Here is a 21,060-nt window from a genome sequence, read left to right as displayed (position 1 = left end):
TTGGTTGATTCCGTTATGAGTTGACGTTTAACAAGAGGGTTCGCGAGCGCTCTAGCCAGGCACCCTGTTCATCGGGAAACAGCTCGGCGAGCTCCACATGACCCGACGTAATGGCGGTCACCCGGCCATGGTTGGGGCCCAGGTAGTCGCCGACCGCCAGCCGATGCACCTTCGACGCCGCACGCAGCAAGGCGAAGGTTTGCCTGCCACGGGACAGCGTGCCGACCATTTCGAACCGGTCGACTGCCAACCCCTCCAGCACTCCACGGGCACGGGTCAGGTCCGGTGCGGGTGCCCGCCGACCAGGCAGATAATCGCTAGGCGACACCGCCGACTGAAAGGGGTCACGCAGAGAAGCCGCCGCGTAGACAAACCGCTCTTGCGGCGCGACCGGCAGGCCGGGCCGAGCATGCGGTGATGAGCTGCGATAGGCCTTTACCAGTAGATCGAGGCGCAACATCGAGCCGTCCCGGCGAAGCGCTACATCCTGCACAGTGACGATCCTCGACAGGCCACCCAAGGCGCTGACGAAGGCAGCGAGGTTGTGATACGCGCCAAAAATACCGAGCTGCAACGGTTCCGCGACATAGAGCGAACCAGCCTCTGCATCCAGTACGGTGACGTCCTCAACCACCAGATCATTGGTCGCCGCCAGACGCGCGATGTCATCCAACAAACCAAGCACATCGGACACACCAGGCAACTGCCGCAACAGCCCCGACACCGTGTCCTGCATCAATTGAACCTGACGCGCGCGGTCTTCGAGGCTGGAAGCAACGCCGGCCTTTTGCTCAAGCACCTGGCGCAGGGCAACTTCACGCACCTCAGCCGCCTTCAACTGCTCACGGGATGGGCCCATGACCAATCCATCACCCACCCACAACACCACGCCTGCGAGCGCGCAGCCCAACAGGGCCTTACCCGGCAGGGGCCATTGGGTAGCGTTGTGAGAGAGTGTGGATAAGTCGAGCCTGGGCAGGCTCAAGGCTGGGCCTCGGTGGACTCGCCCTGGCGCACCATCAATTGAAACTCGTTGTTTCCGCGCCCGCCCTCCGCACGCACATGCTGCAACTGCGTGGCGTGGGTACCTTGCGAAGCCTCCAGGCGCCGCATCAGTTGAGCGATGTCCTGGCTGGACTCCGCGCTGCCGCTGACGCTGATCGTGTCGCCGTTGGCCACTACTTCGTGCAGGTGTACGCCCTCGGGCACTGCGCGGGCCAGTTGATCAAACATCTGGGTGCTGGAGGAGCGGGCATCATGCAGGTCTTGCACGACTTTCATCCGCTCAGCCAATTGCTGGCTCTGCTCCTGCAGGCTGTCGATGGTCTTGATGCGCGCGTCGACGACAGCCACTTCCTTGTTCAAATGGCTGTTGCGCGCCACTTGTCGGTCGATGGCCTGATCGATCACCTGGTCTGCCAGCCACACCGCTGCGAGTGCGGCACAGCCGAACGCCAGCAAAAACATCAGAAAGTATTTGCGCTTGCGCTGCTCCAGCGCCTGGCGCCAAGGCAAAAGGTTGATGCGTGTCATCAAGCAAAACTCCTCAGGGCCAACCCGCAAGCAATTCCCATCCCTTGGGCATCCACGGCCCATTGTGCGCCATCGACTCGATGGCCCGGCGTGAAGCTGGCGAAATCCTGACTGCAAGCGCGCTCCAATGCAAACCCTTCGACGTCCACCACCTGTGCCACGAGGCCGGCGCGGGTCAAAACCGTTGCGCGCGCTTCGACTTGTTCCCTGAGACAGGCGGCCAGCAGCACCTCGACCCGGGCAGGGTCCTGGGGCGAAGGTCCCTTGACCTGAAAGTCGATGGCCACCTCATCCAGCGGGTAAGGAATGTACTGGTCGGCCTCCATCTGGATGCGCCAAGCCATTTCTTCGTCGCTGAGCCCCGCCTCCAGCTCGATCACGCGCGTAATGACTGAAGGCCCGGCAACGGCAACCGCCGCCAGCCGTGTGGAGGCCAGCGACCGGGACACCGCCTCGTGCAAGGCGTGCCCGACTGCCTCGAGGTCCAGCAGCGTGCCATCAACCACCGCATGGGCCGCCAGCGCCTGGGTGGCATAGCCCTGCACCGTATACACACTGCCTGAACGGCCCAACTCAACCAGCTTGATCCCCGCGTCATTGATATCGACGCCCAGGACGCTGTCGTTTTTTCGCCTGAAAAATCCCTTTCTCATAAAACTCCCTAAAACTTTGCCTGTCATACCAGCCTGATTGCCGCTGGGCGCCCTGCATTCGGTCGGCTTGTTTAAGTGGTGCGAATGACGCCCCAAGCCGAAAAATGCTTTAATGCCCAGCGTTTTTTCCCGCTTTTTATCTGCAGCTCGGGTCGATCCATCGTTTGCCATGCATGCCCCGACGCGTAACTCTTTCTTTTCTCTGGAAATCCAAAAGCCTTGATTCGTCTGCTGAAGTTTTTCGGGTACTCCATTGTCGCGATTGTCTGCGGGCTGCTGCTCGTGCTCAGCGGTGCCTACCTCTACCTTAGTCCGGGTTTGCCCTCCGTAGAGGCCCTCAGAAGTATCCAGTTGCAGATTCCTTTGCGGGTCTACAGCAGCGATGAAAAGCTGATCGCGGAGTTCGGCGAAATGCGCCGCACACCGATCCGTTTCGCCGATATTCCACCCAATTTCATCAGCGCCTTACTGTCGGCCGAAGACGATAACTTCGCCAACCACTACGGCGTCGACCCCAGCAGCCTGGTGCGTGCAGCCACGCAGTTGGTAAAAAGCGGACACATTCAATCCGGGGGCAGCACCATCACCATGCAGGTGGCGAAGAACTTCTTCCTCACCAGCGAGCGCAGCTTCTCGCGCAAGGCCACCGAGATCCTGCTGGCCCTGCAAATCGAACGTCAGCTGACCAAGGACGAGATCCTTGAGCTGTATGTGAACAAGATCTACCTGGGCAACCGCGCCTACGGGATCGAAGCCGCGTCCCAGGTGTACTACGGCAAGTCCATCCGTGACGCCAGCCTGGCGCAAATGGCGATGATCGCCGGCCTGCCGAAGGCCCCTTCGCGCTTCAACCCCCTGGCCAACCCGGCGCGCAGCAAAGAGCGCCGCGACTGGATCCTGGGGCGCATGTACAAGCTGGGCAAGATCGACCAGGCCGCCTATGAAAGCGCCGTGGCCGAACCGCTGAACGCCAGCTACCACGTGCCGACGCCGGAAGTGAATGCGCCGTACATCGCTGAAATGGCCCGCGCCGAGATGGTCGGCCGCTATGGCAGCGATGCCTACACCGAAGGCTTCCGCGTAACCACAACGGTGCCGAGCGACCTGCAGGAAATCGCCAACAACTCGGTGCATTCCGGGCTGATCACCTACGACCAGCGTCACGGCTACCGCGGCCCCGAGTCGCGCCTGCCGGGCAAGACCCTGAGCGCCTGGACCACCGAGCTGGGCAAGCAGCGCCCGATCAGCGGCCTGGAGCCTGCCATCGTCACCCAGGTGAAGAAAGATGGCGTGCAAGTGCTGACCCGCACCGGCGAAGCCCATGTGAGCTGGGACAGCATGAAGTGGGCGCGCCCCTTCCTGAACACCAACAGCATGGGCCCGATGCCCAAGCAGCCGTCTGACGTCGCGCAAGTGGGCGACCTGATCCGCGTGCAGCGCCAAAAGGACGACAGCCTGAAGTTCAGCCAGGTGCCGCTGGCCCAGGGTGCGCTGGTGTCCCTGGACCCGCAGAACGGTGCGATCCGCGCGCTGGTCGGTGGTTTTGCCTTCGAGCAGAGCAACTACAACCGCGCCACCCAGGCCAAGCGCCAGCCGGGCTCGAGCTTCAAGCCGTTCATCTACAGCGCGGCCCTGGATAACGGCTACACCGCCGCCAGCCTGGTCAACGATGCACCGATCGTGTTCGTCGACGAATACCTGGACAAGGTCTGGCGCCCGAAGAACGACACCAACACGTTCCTCGGCCCGATCCGCGTGCGTGAAGCGCTGTACAAGTCGCGTAACCTGGTGTCGATCCGCCTGCTGCAGGCCATGGGTGTCGGCAAGACCATCGACTACATCACGCGCTTTGGCTTCAACAAGTCGGACCTGCCGCCGAACCTGTCCCTGGCCCTGGGTACCGCGACCCTCACGCCCATGGAAATCGCCACGGGCTGGAGTACGTTTGCCAACGGCGGCTACAAGATCTCGCCGTACCTGATCGATAAGGTCGAAAGCCGTAACGGCGAAACCCTGTTCACCGCCAACCCTCCACGGGTGCCAGGCGATGTGGTCAACGGCGTGGCCGCTACCGACGGCCTGGCAGCGCCAAGCCACGGCGGCATCACCATCGAACCGACACCAGGTGCAGCGCCCGCCGCAAGCACCACTGCACCGGCCGAGCCCCAGGCGCCGGCGGTTGCCGAACGCGTGGTGGATGGCCGTACCACCTACATCCTCAACAGCATCCTTGAGGACGTGATCAAGAAAGGCACCGGCCGTCGTGCACTGGCCCTGGGCCGTGCAGACATCGCCGGCAAGACCGGTACGACGAACGACTCCAAAGATGCCTGGTTCTCCGGCTACAACGCCGATTACGTAACCACCGTCTGGACCGGCTACGACCAGCCGGAAAGCCTGGGCCGCCGCGAGTTTGGTGGCACCGTGGCACTGCCGATCTGGATGAGCTACATGGGTGCAGCCCTCAAAGACAAGCCGCTGCACACCCAGCCAGAGCCGGAAGGCATCCTCAGCCTGCGGATCGACCCGATCAGCGGCCGCGCGGCCTCGCCGAGCACGCCGAATGCGTACTTCGAACTGTTCAAGAGCGAAGACACGCCGCCGTCGGTCAACGAGCTGGGCAATGGCGTTGCACCGGGCAGCCCGCTGCCAGCGGATGAAGCGGCGCCGATCGACCTGTTCTAACGCAGATCGAATGTGGGAGCGGGCTTGCTCGCGAATGCGGTGCATCAGTCGCCAAATTGGTTGACTGATACTCTGCTTTCGCGAGCAAGCCCGCTCCCACATTGGGTGTTGCGCAACTCTTGAGTTTATCGCCAGGTACAAAAAAAGCCCCGACTCGCAAGAGCCGGGGCTTTTTGTTGGTGCGCTACAACGGCTTAGCCGTTGAACACATCATCCACGCTTTTGAGCGGGTAGTGCTTCGGATACGGCAGGGTAGCCACGCCGGTCTCGATGGCGGCCTTGGCCACGGCATCGGAGATCAGGGTGATCAAGCGCTTGTCCATTGGTTTCGGGATGATGTACTCACGACCGAATTCCAGTTTGATACCGCCGTAGGCATCGCACACTTCCTGAGGAACCGGCAGCTTGGCCAGTTCACGCAGGGCGTTGGCGGCCGCCACTTTCATTTCTTCGTTGATGCGCTTGGCGCGAACGTCCAGGGCACCACGGAAGATGAACGGGAAGCCCAGTACGTTGTTGACCTGGTTCGGGTAGTCCGAACGGCCGGTCGCCATGATCACGTCGCTGCGGGTGGCGTGAGCCAGTTCCGGAGAGATTTCTGGATCAGGGTTGGAGCAGGCGAACACGATCGGGTTGGCCGCCATGGACTTCAGGCCTTCGGCGCTCAGCAGGTTCGGGCCGGACAGGCCAACGAACACGTCTGCACCGTCAAGGGCGTCAGCCAGGCTGCGCTTGTCGGTCGCGTGGGCGAACATCGCCTTGTACTGGTTCAGGTCGGTACGCTCGGACTGGACCACGCCCTTGCTGTCGACCATGAAGATGTTTTCCAGCTTGGCGCCCATGCTCACCAGCAACTTCATGCAGGAGATGGCCGCTGCGCCAGCGCCCAGGCAGACGATCTTGGCGTCAGCCAGGGTTTTGCCAGCGATTTCCAGGGCGTTGATCATGCCGGCTGCGGTGACGATCGCCGTGCCGTGCTGGTCATCGTGGAATACCGGAATGTCGCACTGTTCGATCAGGGCCTTTTCGATCTCGAAGCACTCAGGTGCCTTGATGTCTTCCAGGTTGATGCCACCGAAGGTGATGGAAATGCGCTTGACGGTGTCGATGAAAGCCTGCGGGCTTTCGGAGTCGACTTCGATGTCGAAAACGTCGATGCCGGCAAAGCGCTTGAACAGCACGCCTTTACCTTCCATGACTGGCTTGGAAGCCAATGGGCCGAGGTTGCCCAGGCCCAGAATCGCGGTGCCATCGGAAATCACTGCAACCAGGTTGCCTTTGCCGGTGTACTTGTACGCCAGTTCAGGGTCGCGGGCGATTTCACGTACGGGCTCGGCAACACCAGGGCTGTAGGCCAGCGACAGGTCGCGAGCGGTGGCAGTGGCTTTGGTGAGCTCTACACTCAGCTTTCCTGGACGAGGATGGGCATGATATTCGAGAGCGGCAGTTTTCAAATCAGACATATCGGCATTCCGCTTTTACTGTTGGTCGACGGACCGCCGAGGATACGCGTGTCGCAAAGTCCCCACAAGACTGGGCAGTCACAGGTGTCAAGGGCCCTGCGCTACGACTTTCGGCCAAGAGCCACGGGATACAAGGGCTCAACTGTTCACAATCGACATAAAAAATGTCTACATTTTTTTATTCAAACGACGATTTGAGCATACCGGGATCGGTGAGCGCCAGGAGCCAGCGCCCCCGCCCCTTTTTCAGGCCGTCTCGCCTGGAGCGATCCTGCACCCAGCCACGCGCCTCGATTTTCATGCCTTGCAGACCATCGAGCCAGGCACTGTCGAATTGTCGAGCCATATCGGGTGCAATGCGTAATACCAGTGCCCCCTCCAAGTCGATCCAAATACCGCCGCGATTGCGTTCTATCTTGCTCACCCGGCCGCTGACCAAGGCAAAGCCGGATTGCCTGAGCTGGGTGACAGGCTGCACGGGCGACTGCCGCCACACCCCCAGCCGTGCCTGGCGCGCACTGTTTTCGGCCAACTGCTGGCACGTGACGAGGTCCACGTTGGGCGCCACACCCACCTGGAACCCCAGGCCCTGCGCCAGCAACTGCGCTTCCAGGTTTTCGCCGTCAGCCCCATAGAGGTGGGCCAGGGTTCGGCCATACCGGTCTTTGCTCTCACGCCCAGGCACCATGCCTAGCTGGCCATCGCTGGCATGCACCAAGGCTTGCAGGTGCTGGCGGGCAGCGACGGCATAAGGCTCGTCAGTGAGGCCTTTCTTGGCGGTTTCGGGGGTATTGAGGCCAATCATCCGCACGCTGCGACCGTCCTTGAGGCGGACCGTGTCGCCATCGACCACGCGCTGCACCTCCACCCTGGCCACGTTGGCCGGCGCGGGGCAAAACACCTGGGCCTGGGCGGCCGACAGCCAAATCCCAGGCACAAAAAAGGCGCCCACCAGGGACGCCTTTTTCATCAGCATGGAAAAACCGTATCGGCCTCCCACATTGATCGGCCTTAGGCCTTTTTGGCACCGAAAGCGCCGAAACGGTCAGCAAAGCGCTGTACACGGCCGCCGGTGTCCAGAGTCTTCTGCTTACCGGTGTAGAACGGGTGGCACTCGTTGCATACGTCAGTACCCAGTGGCTTGCACAGGTTCGAACGGGTTTCGAACTTGTTGCCGCAGCTGCAGGTGACTTCGATGGTTTCGTACGCTGGATGGATATCGGCTTTCATGGCACTTCCTCAGGCTAGCGTGCCGCCACTCGACACTATTGTCGAATACCGCACGTAATTAGGCCGCGGATTCTACCAGACCTTTTTAAACGCGCAAGCGGCGGTGCCGGCCGATTCCGCACATATAAGCCCCTTTCATCAGAAATACCTATGCACCCCTACTTCCCTGTGGGAGCGGGCTTGCTCGCGAATACGGTAGAACAGCCGCTATCTCCAGCGACTGATACACCGCTTTCGCGAGCAAGCCCGCTCCCACAATGGATAGCCGTGTTCTGAAGGTCCAATTCCGGCACCGGAGACGGGACACCCCCACCACAGGTCTGCTAGGCTCCCGCCCCTGCGCCAACGCCTGCCTTTATAGATGAGACCCCCGCGTGCCCGACGCCATTTTGCGCCTAGCCCTGCCTTCGCCCCTGCGCCGCCTGTTCGATTACCGGGCCCCGGCCGGTGTGTCGCGGGCGCAGTTGCAGCCGGGCATGCGTGTGCGCGTGCCGTTCGGGCGCCGGGAAATGATCGGCATCCTGGTGGAAGTCGCCGATCACAGCGAAGTGCCCGCCGAGAAGCTCAAGCCCGCACTGGCCATGCTCGACGCGACCCCGCCGCTGCCGCCCGCCCTGTTCAAGCTATGCCTGTGGACGGCCCAGTACTATCAGCACAGCCTGGGCGACACCCTGAGCTGGGCGCTGCCGGTGCTGCTGCGCCAGGGCGAGCTGGCTGAAGCGCGCCAGGAACGCTTCTGGTCAATGGTGCCCGGCGCCCGTCTCGACGACCCGCGCATCGCCCGGGCCCCGCGCCAGCGTGAAGCCCTGGCGACCCTGGCCCAGCACCCGCACGGCGTGGCGCATCAACTGCTGAGCAAGCTGATGCTGAGCAAAGACAGCCTCGACCTGCTGCTGGCCAAGGGCTTGGTGCAGGTAGAAATCCGCAAGCACGCCCCCGACCCGCGCCACGACCACTGGCTGGCCCAGCCGGAATTGCCGCTCAACCCCGAGCAACGCGCCGCCTATGAAGCGATTCGCGCAGGCTTCGACAGCTTCCATGCCTTCCTGCTGGCCGGCGTCACCGGCAGCGGCAAGACCGAAGTGTATTTGCAGCTGATCCGCGAAACCTTGCAGGCCGGCAAGCAGGCGCTGGTGCTGATCCCCGAAATCAACCTGGGCCCGCAAACCCTGGCGCGCTTCGAGCAACGCTTCAATGCCCGCATCGCCCTGGTGCACTCGGCGGTCAATGACCGCGAGCGCCTGGAATCGTGGCTGGCGGCCCGGGACGGCGAGGCCGACATCATCATCGGCACCCGCTCGGCGCTGTTCACCCCGATGAAAAACCCCGGGCTGATCATCATCGACGAAGAGCACGACGGCTCCTATAAACAGCAGGAAGGCCTGCGTTACCACGCCCGCGACCTGGCCCTGGTGCGCGCGCGCCAGGAAGACATCCCGATTGTGCTGGGCTCGGCCACGCCATCCCTTGAAAGCTTGCACAACGCCTACACCGGCCGTTATGGACTCCTACGCCTCAACGAACGGGCCGGCGGCGCCAAGCAGCCGCGTTTCCTGCGCCTGGACGTCAAAAGCCGCCCGCTGGACAGCGGCATTTCCGGGCCGATGCAACAGGCTATCGGCCAGACCCTCGCGGCTGGCCAGCAAGTGCTGGTGTTTCTCAACCGCCGCGGCTTCGCGCCGACGCTGCTGTGCCATGACTGTGGCTGGATGTCCGAGTGTGAGCGCTGTGATGCGCGCATGACCGTGCACCAGCGTTATGGCGAACTGCGCTGCCACCATTGCGGCCACGTGGAGCGGGTGCCGCGCCACTGCCCGCAGTGCGGCAAGGTGGACCTGCGGCCAGTCGGCGCCGGCACCGAGCGCGCCGAAGAGCGCCTGGGCATCCTGTTCCCGGACTACCCGGTGCTGCGGGTCGACCGTGACAGCACCTCACGCAAAGACGCAATGAACCAGCTGTTCGCCACCATCCAGAAGGGCCAGCCGTGCATCCTGATCGGCACGCAGATGCTCGCCAAAGGCCACCACTTCCCTCGGGTGACCCTGGTGTCGATCCTGGATGCTGATGGCGGACTGTTCTCAGGCGACTTCCGCGCCAGCGAGCGCATGGCGCAGTTGATCGTGCAGGTCGCAGGCAGAGCCGGGCGCGCCGAAGAGCCGGGTAAAGTGATTATCCAGACGCACTTGGCTGACCATCCGCTGCTGATCCAGCTGACAGAGCAAGGCTACTTTGCCTTTGCCGAACAGGCACTGAGTGAACGGCGTGCGGCGGGCCTGCCACCGTTTTCCCATTTGGCGCTGTTGCGGGCCGAAGCGCACAAGCCTGGGCAGGCTGAAGGTTTCCTCGATGAAGCGTGCAGCGCTGCCGAGAGTTTGCTGGGTGAGCTGGGCCTGACGGGCATCGAACTGCTCGGCCCGGTGCCCGCCCCCATGGAACGCCGCGCCGGGCGCTATCGTGCTCAGCTACTCTTGCAGGCAACGTCCCGTGCGCCATTGCATCGCCTATTAAGTAGCTGGTTGCTTGCCCTGGAGCAAATGCCCAGCGGCCGGCAGGTGCGATGGTCATTGGATGTGGACCCGGTAGATTTGTATTGATAGATAGGTTGCTATCGCGGGCAAGCCCGCTCCCACAGTTTGAATTGTGAATACCTTAAATGTGGGAGCGGGCTTGCCCGCGATGAGGCCCGCAGGTCCGTCAACCTGTCTGAACGGTTGGCAAGCCCGCCCTCGCCACGGATAATGCCCAGTTTTTCCACCTGCGCATCGCGCGCCGCCGCTTGCGGTCGAAAGAGAACACCATGAAAGACACCATTCGCCAGCTGATCCAACAAGCCCTCACCCAACTCGTCAACGAAGGTGTGTTGCCTGAAGGCCTGACGCCGGCGATCCAGGTGGAGAACACCCGCGACAAGACCCACGGTGACTTCGCCAGCAACATCGCGATGATGCTGGCCAAGCCGGCTGGCATGAAGCCGCGTGACCTGGCGGAAAAACTCATCGCCGCCCTGCCGGCTGACGAAAGCGTCACCAAGGCCGAAATCGCCGGCCCGGGGTTCATCAACTTCTTCCAGAACACCCAGGCCCTGGCTTCGCGCCTGGACGCGGCCCTGGCCGACGCCCAGATCGGCGTGCGCAAGGCCGGCCCGCTGGAACGCGTCGCCATTGACCTGTCGGCACCCAACCTGGCCAAAGAGATGCACGTGGGCCACCTGCGCTCCACCATCATTGGCGACGGCGTGGCCCGTGTTCTCGAGTTCCTCGGCGACACCGTGATCCGCCAGAACCACGTGGGCGACTGGGGCACCCAGTTCGGCATGCTGATGGCGTACCTGCAGGAAAACCCGATCACCAGCAACGAGCTGTCGGACCTGGAGAATTTCTACCGCGCCGCCAAGAAGCGTTTCGACGAGTCCGAAGAGTTCGCCGACCGCGCCCGCGGCCTGGTGGTCAAGCTGCAAGCCGGTGACGAAGAGTGCCTGGCACTGTGGAACCGCTTCCGTGAGATATCCCTGTCCCACTGCCAGGAAATCTACGAGTTGCTCAACGTCAAGCTGACCATGGCCGACGTAATGGGCGAAAGCGCCTACAACGATGACCTGATCAACGTGGTCAACGACCTCAAGGCCAAGGGCCTGCTGGTCGAGAGCAACGGCGCGCAGTGCGTATTCCTCGAAGAATTCAAGACCGCCGACGGCGAGCCGCTGCCGGTGATCATCGTCAAGGCCGATGGCGGCTACCTCTACGCCACCACCGACCTGGCGGCCGTGCGCTACCGCAGCGGCGTACTCAAAGCCGACCGCGCCCTGTACTTCGTCGACCAGCGCCAGGCCCTGCACTTCCAGCAAGTGTTCGAGGTGGCCCGTCGCGCAGGCTTCATCACCCACCCGATGCACATGGAACACATGGGCTTCGGCACCATGAACGGCGCCGACGGTCGTCCGTTCAAGACCCGCGACGGCGGCACCGTGAAGCTGATCGACCTGCTGAACGAAGCCCAGGAGCGCGCCTACAACCTGGTGAAGGAAAAGAACCCGGAGCTGGCCGAAGCCGACCTGCGCAACATCGCCCGCGTGGTGGGCATTGGCGCGGTGAAATACGCCGACCTGTCCAAGCACCGCACCAGCGACTACAGCTTCAACTTCGAGCTGATGCTGAACTTCGAAGGCAACACTGCGCCGTACCTGCTGTACGCCTACACCCGCGTAGCCGGCGTGTTCCGTAAGCTGGGCAAGGATTTCAGCGAAGTGGAAGGCCACATCGTGCTGGACGCCCCGCACGAACAGGAACTGGCCGCCAAGCTGGCGCAATTCGGCGAAGTGCTGAACAGCGTCGGCGAGAAGGGCACGCCGCATATCCTGTGCACCTACTTGTACGAAGTCGCCGGCCTGTTCTCCAGTTTCTACGAGAACTGCCCGATCCTCACCGCAGACGACGAAGCCCAGAAGCAAAGTCGCCTGCGCCTTGCCGCACTGGCTGGACGGACCCTCAAGCAAGGCCTGGAGCTGTTGGGCCTGGAAACTCTGGAGCGTATGTAAGTTGGCTGCCAAGAAAAAACCTGCACCCAAGCGCGGCGCCAGCCGCTACCAGGCCCCGGCGAAGAAGCCTATTCCAGGCTGGTTGTGGATGGCCATCGGCCTGGCGGTCGGTGCGTTTGTCGTGATCCTGATGAAGCTGGAGCCGGGCAAGGGCGATGACGTCAAACGGGTCAAGCAAGAGCAGCAGAAGGCCACGAAGATCGCCGAAGCCAACAAGACCGCGCCAAGCCCGACAGCGCCGGTGAAGCCGAAGTACGACTTCTACACGCTGCTGCCGGAATCGGAAGTGATCGTGCCGCCTGACGCCGTGCCGGAGAAAACCCTGCCGACGCCACAAGTGCCGACCACGCCGGTAACACCAGCGGAGGCCGCGAAGATCGATACCGCACGCGCCCAGGCGGCGCTGGCCGGGATTACCCCGCCGCCACCTCCACCGGTGGCGACCACCAAGGCCGCGCCGGTGACCAAGTTCTTCCTGCAGGCGGGCTCGTTCCCGAAACAGGCGGACGCGGACCGCGTGCGTGCGCAGATCATTCTGTTGGGCCAGGCGGTGTCGGTTGAGTCCGGCACGGTGAAGGATGCGACCTGGTATCGCGTGCTGGTGGGGCCGTTCAGCAACCGTGAGCAACTGACCGTGGCGCAGAAGCAACTGGCTGGCGCCGGCTTTAGCAACCTGTTGTTACAACAACGCCAGAGCCGCTGACACAAGCTCAACACGGGACAAAAATGTGGGAGCGGGCTTGCCTGCGATTGCGGTGTAACAGTCAATATTTTCAGTGACTGACACACCGCAATCGCAGGCAAGCCCGCTCCCACATTTGGTTTTAGGGTGTTCTCAAAAGTGTGTAAGACCTATAAACACCACTCGTCCGCATACCTCCCTTACAGTTGAAATCCCCCCCGCCACCCCCATATGAGTTTTCATCAGGGCATTTTCGCCCCGCTGCGTGGAGACTCTCCCCTTGACCACCATCGTTTCAGTACGTCGCCACGGCAAAGTCGTCATGGGCGGCGACGGCCAGGTTTCCCTGGGTAATACCGTGATGAAAGGCAACGCCAAGAAAGTGCGTCGCCTGTATCACGGCCAGGTGCTCGCAGGCTTTGCCGGCGCGACCGCCGACGCCTTCACCCTGTTCGAGCGTTTCGAAGGCCAACTGGAAAAACACCAGGGCCACCTCGTTCGCGCCGCTGTCGAGCTCGCCAAAGAATGGCGCACCGACCGTTCCTTGAGCCGCCTGGAAGCTATGTTGGCGGTGGCCAACAAAGACGCGTCCTTGATCATCACCGGCAACGGCGATGTGGTGGAGCCGGAACACGGCCTGATCGCCATGGGTTCCGGTGGTGGCTACGCCCAGGCGGCTGCCAGCGCACTGTTGAAGAAGACCGACCTGTCGGCCCGTGAAATCGTCGAGACCGCCCTGGGTATCGCTGGCGATATCTGCGTGTTCACCAACCACAACCTGACCATTGAGGAGCAGGACCTCGCTGAGTAAGCCCCAAGGCTTATTCGGCTTGAGGCCGCCAAACACTATGTCCATGACTCCCCGCGAAATCGTCCATGAACTTAATCGCCATATCATCGGCCAGGACGATGCCAAGCGCGCCGTAGCCATTGCGCTGCGTAACCGCTGGCGCCGGATGCAACTGCCCGAAGAACTGCGCGTTGAAGTGACGCCCAAGAATATCCTGATGATCGGCCCGACCGGCGTCGGTAAAACCGAGATCGCCCGTCGCCTGGCCAAGCTGGCCAACGCGCCGTTCATCAAGGTCGAAGCCACCAAGTTCACCGAAGTGGGCTACGTGGGCCGTGACGTCGAGTCGATCATCCGTGATCTGGCCGACGCCGCCTTGAAAATGCTGCGCGAACAGGAAGTGACCAAGGTCAGCCACCGCGCCGAAGACGCCGCCGAGGAACGCATCCTCGACGCCCTGCTGCCCCCGGCACGCATGGGCTTCAACGAAGACGCCGCCCCAGCCTCGGATTCCAACACCCGTCAACTGTTCCGCAAGCGCCTGCGTGAAGGCCAGTTGGACGACAAAGAGATCGAGATCGAAGTCTCCGAAGCGTCCAGCGTCGATATTTCCGCACCGCCTGGCATGGAAGAAATGACCAGCCAGCTGCAAAACCTGTTCAGCAACATGGGCAAGGGCAAGAAGAAAAGCCGCAAGCTCAAGGTGAAGGATGCGCTGAAACTGGTGCGCGACGAAGAAGCTGGGCGCCTGGTCAATGAGGAAGAACTCAAGGCCAAGGCCCTGGAAGCCGTCGAGCAGCACGGCATCGTGTTTATCGACGAGATCGACAAGGTGGCCAAGCGTGGTAACTCTGGTGGCGTCGATGTGTCCCGCGAGGGCGTACAACGCGACCTGCTGCCGCTGATCGAAGGCTGCACCGTGAACACCAAGCTGGGCATGGTCAAGACTGACCACATCCTGTTCATTGCTTCGGGTGCCTTCCACCTGAGCAAGCCAAGCGACCTGGTGCCGGAGCTGCAAGGCCGCCTGCCGATCCGCGTGGAACTCAAGGCGCTGACCCCGGGCGACTTCGAGCGCATCCTCAGCGAGCCGCACGCGTCGCTCACCGAGCAGTACCGTGAGCTGCTGAAAACCGAAGGCTTGGGCATCGAGTTCCAGGCAGACGGTATCAAGCGCCTGGCGGAGATCGCCTGGCAGGTCAACGAGAAGACTGAGAACATCGGTGCTCGTCGCCTGCACACCCTGCTGGAGCGTCTGCTGGAGGAAGTGTCCTTCAGCGCCGGCGACCTGGCTGGGGCGCAGAATGGCGAGGTGATCAAGATCGACGCTGAGTACGTCAACAGCCACTTGGGCGAATTGGCGCAGAACGAAGACTTGTCTCGTTATATCCTGTAAGGCTAACGCAGGGCCGCTTTGCTTTAATGTGGGAGCGGGCTTGCTCGCGAATGCGGTGTATCAGTGCCAGATGTGCTGACTGACACACCGTATTCGCGAGCAAGCCCGCTCCCACAGTTTAAAGCCGGTCCCTTCAGGACTATCTCTGGGCGGTTCTCCAATGTCGAAATTCCCCACTGCCGTAAACCTGCACAAAACCTCCAACACCCTCGGCCTCACCTACGGGCCCGACGAGGTGTATCAACTCTCCGCCGAACTGCTGCGCACCCACTCGCCTTCCGCCGAGGTCCAGGGTCATGGCAAACCCATCCTGCAATTCGGCAAGCTCAACGTACGGTTGACCAAGATAGAACCGGCCGGTCAGTACGCACTGAAATTGACCTTCGACGACGGGCATGACAGCGGGCTGTTCACTTGGGACTACCTTTACCAACTGGCCGTGCGTCAGGACGCGCTGTGGGCCGATTACCTGGCCGAACTCAAAGCGGCTGGAAAAACCCGCGACCCGAGCGAGTCGGTCGTGCGGCTGATGCTCTAGCACACGCCTCTTGCTCTTTAGAGAGCATTTTCTAATTTCATCTGCTTGAATGCCCTGTCGCGCGGCCAATGACTGGCCCGCTTGCGAAAAAAATTAAACTCGGGTAACCAATGGAACTGGCAAGTTCCCTGCATTTGACGATGCGGTATCAACGGTCACCCGAGTCGCGTACCTGGCTTGTGTTGTGTATCGAAACCTGGTGCACAGCGGTACCCGGTACTCGTCTTTCGGACAATGGAGCGTCGTAGATGAGTAACAAGAACAACGATGACTTGAAACGCCAGGCCTCGGAAAACACCCTGGGGCTGAACCCGATCATCGCGTTACGGAAAAAGGATTTGCTCGCCTCGGCGAAAATGGTGCTGACCCAAGCCATCAAGCAACCGTTGCACAGCGTCAAGCACGTCGCCCACTTTGGCGTCGAATTGAAGAACGTGATGTTCGGCAAATCCCAGCTGGTGCCGGAACACGACGACCGTCGTTTCCATGACCCGGCCTGGAGCCAGAACCCGCTCTACAAACGTTATTTGCAGACCTACCTGGCATGGCGCAAGGAGCTGCACGACTGGATCGGCGACAGCAACCTGTCGGAACAGGACATCAGCCGTGGTCACTTCGTGATCAACCTGATGACCGAAGCCATGGCCCCTACCAACAGCGCGGCCAACCCGGCAGCGGTCAAACGCTTCTTTGAAACCGGTGGCAAGAGCCTGCTCGATGGCCTCTCCCACCTGGCCAAGGACCTGGTGCACAACGGCGGCATGCCGAGCCAGGTCAACATGGGCGCCTTTGAAGTGGGTAAAACCCTGGGCACTACCGAAGGCGCGGTGGTGTTTCGCAACGACGTGCTGGAGCTGATCCAGTACAAGCCGATCACCGAACAGGTGCACGAGCGCCCCCTGCTGGTGGTGCCGCCGCAGATCAACAAGTTCTACGTATTCGACCTGAGCCCGGACAAGAGCCTGGCGCGCTTCTGCCTGCGCAATGGCCAGCAGACCTTTATCGTGAGCTGGCGCAACCCGACCAAGGCCCAGCGCGAGTGGGGCCTGTCGACCTACATCGAGGCGCTCAAGGAAGCGGTGGATGTGGTCACGGCAATCACCGGCAGCAAAGACATCAACATGCTCGGCGCCTGCTCGGGTGGCATCACCTGCACCGCGTTGCTGGGCCACTACGCCGCGCTGGGGGAGAAGAAGGTCAACGCCCTGACCCTGATGGTCAGCGTGCTGGACACCACCCTGGACACCCAGGTGGCGCTGTTCGTCGACGAGCAAACCCTTGAGGCCGCCAAGCGCCATTCCTACCAGGCCGGCGTGCTGGAAGGCCGCGACATGGCCAAGGTGTTCGCCTGGATGCGCCCCAACGACCTGATCTGGAACTACTGGGTCAACAATTACCTGTTGGGCAACGAACCACCGGTGTTTGACATCCTGTTCTGGAACAACGACACCACCCGCCTGCCGGCCGCGTTCCACGGCGATCTGATCGAACTGTTCAAGAACAACCCGCTGGTGCGCGCCAACGCCCTGGAAGTGTGCGGCACGCCCATCGATCTCAAGCAGGTCACCGCCGATATCTACTCACTGGCCGGCACCAACGACCACATCACGCCATGGCAGTCCTGCTACAAGTCGGCGCAGTTGTTTGGTGGCAAGGTGGAGTTCGTGCTGTCGAGCAGCGGGCATATCCAGAGCATCCTCAACCCGCCCGGCAACCCCAAGGCGCGCTACCAGACCAGTGACGGCCTGGCGTGCAGTGCATTGGAGTGGCAGGAGAACGCCACCAAGCACACCGATTCCTGGTGGCTGCACTGGCAGGCGTGGCAGGCGGAACGGGCGGGCAAGCTGAAGAAAGCGCCGACTTCGTTAGGAAATAAAACTTACGCCGCAGCAGAAGCAGCGCCGGGTACTTATGTGCATGAACGCTAAGCCACACATATTTTTGTGATTGAAATGGGATCAAATGTGGGAGCGGGCTTGCTCGCGAATGCAGTGTGCCAGCTAGCACACCTGATACTGATACACCGCTTTCGCGAGCAAGCCCGCTCCCACATTTCGACCACATTCCGGCTGTAACACTTCACAGGGCTTGAGCATGCCGCAACCGTTCATCTTCCGTACCATCGACCTGGATGGCCAGACCATCCGCACGGCGGTGCGCCCGGGCAAGCCTCACTTGACGCCCTTGCTGATCTTCAACGGCATCGGCGCCAACCTTGAGCTGGTGTTTCCGTTCGTCCAGGCCCTAGACCCGGACCTGGAAGTGATCGCCTTCGATGTGCCCGGCGTGGGTGGCTCATCCACACCCAACCGTCCCTATCGCTTTCCCGGCCTGGCCAAGCTCACTGCACGCATGCTCGACTACCTGGACTATGGCCAGGTGAACGCGGTGGGCGTGTCCTGGGGCGGCGCGTTGGCGCAGCAGTTCGCCTACGACTACCCGGAGCGTTGCAAGAAGCTGATCCTGGCGGCCACGGCGGCGGGTGCGGTGATGGTGCCGGGCAAACCCAAAGTGCTGTGGCTGATGGCCAGCCCGCGCCGTTACATCCAGCCGTCCCATGTAGTGCGCATTGCCCCGATGATTTATGGCGGCTCGTTCCGCCGCGATTCGAAACTGGCCGCAGAACATGCCAGCAAAGTACGTTCGGCGGGCAAGCTGGGTTACTACTGGCAACTGTTCGCCGGGCTGGGCTGGACCAGCATCCACTGGCTGCACAAGATCCGCCAACCCACCCTGGTGCTGGCGGGGGATGACGACCCGCTGATCCCGCTGATCAACATGCGCATGCTGGCCTGGCGCATTCCCAACGCACAGTTGCACATCATCGACGATGGCCACCTGTTCTTGATCACCCGGGCCGAAGCCGTGGCGCCGATCATCATGAAATTTCTCGAGGAGGAGCGCCTGCGCGCGGTGATTCATCCGCGACCTGCGGTGTAAGGACCACACCGCCGCGCAACTTGCCAGGAACCGACTATGGTTCTGAATTGGCGTGCCTGTTTGATGGCTTGACGAAGGAGTGTTGGCTCATGCGAGAAAGACCCGTGACGAACCCGGCGCCCACCCCTGCCGTGTTCATCAATGCGCAAAACGCGATCACCGGCCTGCGCGGTCGGGACCTGCTGTCGACGCTGCGCAGCGTTGCCGCCCACGGCCTGCGCAACCCGGTGCATACCGTTCGTCATGCCTGGGCACTGAGCGGCCAGCTGGGCCGCGTGCTGCTGGGTGAGACGGTGCATGAGCCCAACCCCAATGACAGCCGTTTCAGCGACCCCACCTGGAAGCTCAACCCGCTCTATCGGCGCAGCCTGCAAGCCTACCTGAGCTGGCAAAAGCAGACGCGCCACTGGATCGACGACAGCGCGTTGAGCGCCGATGACCGGGCCCGCGCGCACTTTGCCTTCTCGCTGCTCAACGACGCCGTCTCCCCTTCCAACACCCTGCTCAACCCGCTGGCCGTCAAGGAGCTGCTCAACTCCGGGGGCAACAGCGTGGTGCGCGGTGTGACGAACCTGTTCGAGGACCTGCTGCACAACAATGGCCTGCCGCGCCAGGTGAGCAAGCACGCGTTCGAAGTGGGCAAGACGGTCGCCACCACGCCGGGTTCGGTGGTGTTTCGCAACGAGCTGCTGGAGCTGATCCAGTACAAGCCCATGAGCGAAAAGCAGTACGCCAAGCCGCTGCTGGTGGTGCCGCCGCAAATCAACAAGTACTACATTTTCGACCTCAGCCCCGCCAACAGCTTTGTGCAGTACGCCCTCAAGAACGGCCTGCAGACCTTTATGGTCAGTTGGCGCAATCCGGACGTGCGCCATCGTGAATGGGGGTTGTCCACCTACGTTGCGGCGCTGGAAGAAGCCCTCAACGTCTGCCGGACGATCACCGGTGCAAGGGAGGTCAACCTGATGGGCGCCTGCGCCGGTGGCCTGAGCATCGCCGCCCTGCAAGGCCACCTGCAAGCCAAGCGCCAGTTGCGGCGCATCTCCAGCGCCACCTACCTGGTGAGCCTGCTCGACAGCCAGATCGACAGCCCCGCCACGCTGTTTGCCGATGAACAAACCCTGGAAGCGGCCAAGCGCCGCTCTTACCAGCAAGGCGTGCTGGACGGCCGCGACATGGCGAAGGTGTTCGCCTGGATGCGCCCCAATGACCTGATCTGGAACTACTGGATCAACAACTACCTGCTGGGCAAGGAACCGCCGGCCTTCGACATCCTGTACTGGAATAACGACAACACGCGCTTGCCCGCCGCGCTGCACGGCGACCTGCTGGATTTCTTCAAGCACAACCCGCTGAGCCATCCCGGCGGCCTGGAGGTGTGCGGCACGCCCATCGACTTGCAGAAGGTCACGGTGGACAGCTTCAGCGTGGCCGGGATCAACGACCACATCACGCCGTGGGACGCGGTGTACCGCTCCACCCAGTTGCTGGGGGGGGAGCGGCGCTTCGTGCTGTCCAACAGCGGGCATATCCAGAGCATCCTCAACCCGCCGGGCAACCCCAAGGCCAACTACGTCGAGAACCCCAAGCTGAGCAGTGACCCGCGCGCCTGGTACTACGACGCCAACCACGTCGAAGGCAGCTGGTGGCCGCAGTGGCTGGAATGGGTGCAGCAGCGCTCCGGCGTGCAGCGCGAAACCCTCACCGCCCTGGGCAACCAGAACTACCCACCGATGGAAGCAGCGCCGGGCACCTACGTGCGTGTGCGCTGAACTCAACGATCACATTAAGAAGACTGGATGAAGACCCGCGACCGTATCCTTGAATGTGCCCTGCAGTTGTTCAACCAGAAGGGCGAGCCGAACGTGTCGACCATGGAGGTGGCCAATGAAATGGGGATCAGCCCCGGCAACCTCTACTACCACTTCCATGGCAAGGAGCCCTTGGTGCTTGGGTTGTTCGAGCGCTTTCAAAACGAACTGGCCCCCCTGCTCGACCCACCCGCTGACGCGCAGCTGGAGGCCGAGGATTACTGGCTATTCCTGCACCTGATCGTCGAGCGCATGGCCCATTACCGGTTTCTGTTCCAGGACCTGTCGAACCTCGCGGGGCGCCTGCCGAAACTGGCCAAAGGCATTCGCAACCTGCTCACGGCACTCAAACGCACCCTGGCGTCGCTGTTGGCACGGTTGAAGACGTCGGGGCAATTGGTCAGTGGTACCCAGGCACTGGGGCAACTGGTGGAGCAGATCACCCTGACCCTGCTGTTTTCGCTGGACTACCAGCGGATTCTCGACCGTGAAGGTGAGATACGGGTGGTGGTCTACCAGATCGTGATGCTGGTGGCGCCGCACTTATTGTTGCCGGCACGGCTGGCGACCGAGAAATTCGCACTCAAATACCTGGATGACTCCGTCTAAAAAGCAGGAGCGTTTATTGTAGTGAGCAAGCTTGCTTGCGCCGGGGTGCGAAGTTCGCCCAAAAAGCCGGCGACCGCTGCGCGATCAAGCGGGAGCAAGCTCCCTCGCCACAAAAGCCTTCACACTGTTGGATGTGTTGTGTCATTGAAAGCACCACCATAAAAAATGCCCGACCTTCACAGGCCGGGCATTTTTT

The 21,060-nt window shown here is 61.9% G+C and carries 17 protein-coding genes; 11 read left to right on the top strand and 6 right to left on the bottom strand.

Features of this window, described 5'->3' with window-relative positions; genetic code table 11:
• Positions 1-13: 13 nt before the first annotated feature.
• From HX803_RS01305 to pilM, 3 genes are read right to left on the bottom strand one after another with little or no spacing between them, the layout of a single operon-like run.
• The gene (locus tag HX803_RS01305) at positions 14-985 is read right to left on the bottom strand and encodes a pilus assembly protein PilP (RefSeq protein WP_178918595.1); all 972 of its coding nucleotides are present in this window, start codon (positions 983-985) and stop codon (positions 14-16) included.
• Positions 982-1,533 (bottom strand): PilN domain-containing protein, encoded by a 552-nt coding sequence (locus tag HX803_RS01300; RefSeq protein ID WP_178918594.1) that lies wholly within the window; start codon positions 1,531-1,533, stop codon positions 982-984. Before HX803_RS01300 ends, HX803_RS01305 begins: the two co-directional genes overlap by 4 nt.
• Complete coding sequence (gene pilM / locus HX803_RS01295; protein ID WP_178918704.1) at positions 1,533-2,186, bottom strand: type IV pilus assembly protein PilM; 654 nt, start codon at positions 2,184-2,186, stop codon at positions 1,533-1,535. Before pilM ends, HX803_RS01300 begins: the two co-directional genes overlap by 1 nt.
• A 219-nt stretch (positions 2,187-2,405) precedes the next feature.
• Between pilM and HX803_RS01290 the strand changes: the two genes are divergently transcribed.
• On the top strand, positions 2,406-4,871 hold the full coding sequence (locus HX803_RS01290) for a penicillin-binding protein 1A (RefSeq protein ID WP_178918593.1): 2,466 nt from the start codon (positions 2,406-2,408) through the stop codon (positions 4,869-4,871).
• A 194-nt stretch (positions 4,872-5,065) separates the two neighbouring features.
• Here HX803_RS01290 and HX803_RS01285 read toward each other — a convergent pair whose 3' ends face one another.
• From HX803_RS01285 to rpmE, 3 genes are all read right to left on the bottom strand, one after another.
• Positions 5,066-6,334: a malic enzyme-like NAD(P)-binding protein gene (locus HX803_RS01285; RefSeq protein ID WP_178918592.1), complete on the bottom strand. Its 1,269-nt coding sequence runs from the start codon at positions 6,332-6,334 to the stop codon at positions 5,066-5,068.
• 178 nt (positions 6,335-6,512) lie between these two features.
• Complete coding sequence (locus tag HX803_RS01280) at positions 6,513-7,310, bottom strand: thermonuclease family protein (protein ID WP_178918591.1); 798 nt, start codon at positions 7,308-7,310, stop codon at positions 6,513-6,515.
• A gap of 35 nt (positions 7,311-7,345) precedes the next feature.
• Complete coding sequence (gene rpmE / locus HX803_RS01275; RefSeq protein WP_010213765.1) at positions 7,346-7,564, bottom strand: 50S ribosomal protein L31; 219 nt, start codon at positions 7,562-7,564, stop codon at positions 7,346-7,348.
• A 374-nt stretch (positions 7,565-7,938) separates the two neighbouring features.
• Here rpmE and HX803_RS01270 point away from each other — a divergent pair, with 374 nt between their 5' ends.
• From HX803_RS01270 to HX803_RS01225, 10 genes are all read left to right on the top strand, one after another.
• The gene (locus tag HX803_RS01270) at positions 7,939-10,158 is read left to right on the top strand and encodes a primosomal protein N' (RefSeq protein WP_178918590.1); all 2,220 of its coding nucleotides are present in this window, start codon (positions 7,939-7,941) and stop codon (positions 10,156-10,158) included.
• A 203-nt stretch (positions 10,159-10,361) separates the two neighbouring features.
• Entirely contained in the window at positions 10,362-12,098 is a 1,737-nt protein-coding gene (argS, locus tag HX803_RS01265) for an arginine--tRNA ligase (RefSeq protein WP_178918589.1), read from the top strand.
• 1 nt (position 12,099) lies between these two features.
• Positions 12,100-12,801, top strand: a complete 702-nt coding sequence (locus HX803_RS01260; RefSeq protein ID WP_178918588.1) for an SPOR domain-containing protein — start codon at positions 12,100-12,102, stop codon at positions 12,799-12,801.
• Between the two features lie 259 nt (positions 12,802-13,060).
• A complete protein-coding gene (hslV, locus tag HX803_RS01255) occupies positions 13,061-13,591 on the top strand; it encodes an ATP-dependent protease subunit HslV (protein ID WP_016972722.1) in 531 nt (176 codons plus the stop codon).
• 37 nt (positions 13,592-13,628) lie between these two features.
• Positions 13,629-14,966 carry an ATP-dependent protease ATPase subunit HslU gene (gene hslU / locus HX803_RS01250; RefSeq protein WP_176997236.1) on the top strand — a complete coding sequence of 446 codons (1,338 nt, stop codon included), beginning with the start codon at positions 13,629-13,631 and terminating at the stop codon, positions 14,964-14,966.
• A gap of 160 nt (positions 14,967-15,126) precedes the next feature.
• Entirely contained in the window at positions 15,127-15,504 is a 378-nt protein-coding gene (locus HX803_RS01245) for a gamma-butyrobetaine hydroxylase-like domain-containing protein (protein ID WP_064054062.1), read from the top strand.
• A gap of 248 nt (positions 15,505-15,752) precedes the next feature.
• Positions 15,753-17,432: a class II poly(R)-hydroxyalkanoic acid synthase gene (gene phaC, locus HX803_RS01240; RefSeq protein WP_178918587.1), complete on the top strand. Its 1,680-nt coding sequence runs from the start codon at positions 15,753-15,755 to the stop codon at positions 17,430-17,432.
• A gap of 166 nt (positions 17,433-17,598) precedes the next feature.
• On the top strand, positions 17,599-18,444 hold the full coding sequence (gene phaZ, locus HX803_RS01235; RefSeq protein ID WP_025858688.1) for a poly(3-hydroxyalkanoate) depolymerase: 846 nt from the start codon (positions 17,599-17,601) through the stop codon (positions 18,442-18,444).
• A gap of 89 nt (positions 18,445-18,533) precedes the next feature.
• A complete protein-coding gene (gene phaC, locus HX803_RS01230) occupies positions 18,534-20,216 on the top strand; it encodes a class II poly(R)-hydroxyalkanoic acid synthase (RefSeq protein WP_178918586.1) in 1,683 nt (560 codons plus the stop codon).
• 27 nt (positions 20,217-20,243) lie between these two features.
• The gene (locus HX803_RS01225; RefSeq protein ID WP_178918585.1) at positions 20,244-20,864 is read left to right on the top strand and encodes a TetR/AcrR family transcriptional regulator; all 621 of its coding nucleotides are present in this window, start codon (positions 20,244-20,246) and stop codon (positions 20,862-20,864) included.
• Positions 20,865-21,060: the final 196 nt, after the last annotated feature.

This window comes from Pseudomonas sp. P7548, assembly GCF_013386585.1.
In the GTDB taxonomy this organism is placed as follows: Bacteria; Pseudomonadota; Gammaproteobacteria; order Pseudomonadales; family Pseudomonadaceae; genus Aquipseudomonas.
Note: the sequence above shows the minus strand (reverse complement) of the source record. Positions and strands in the feature narration are given on the sequence as shown.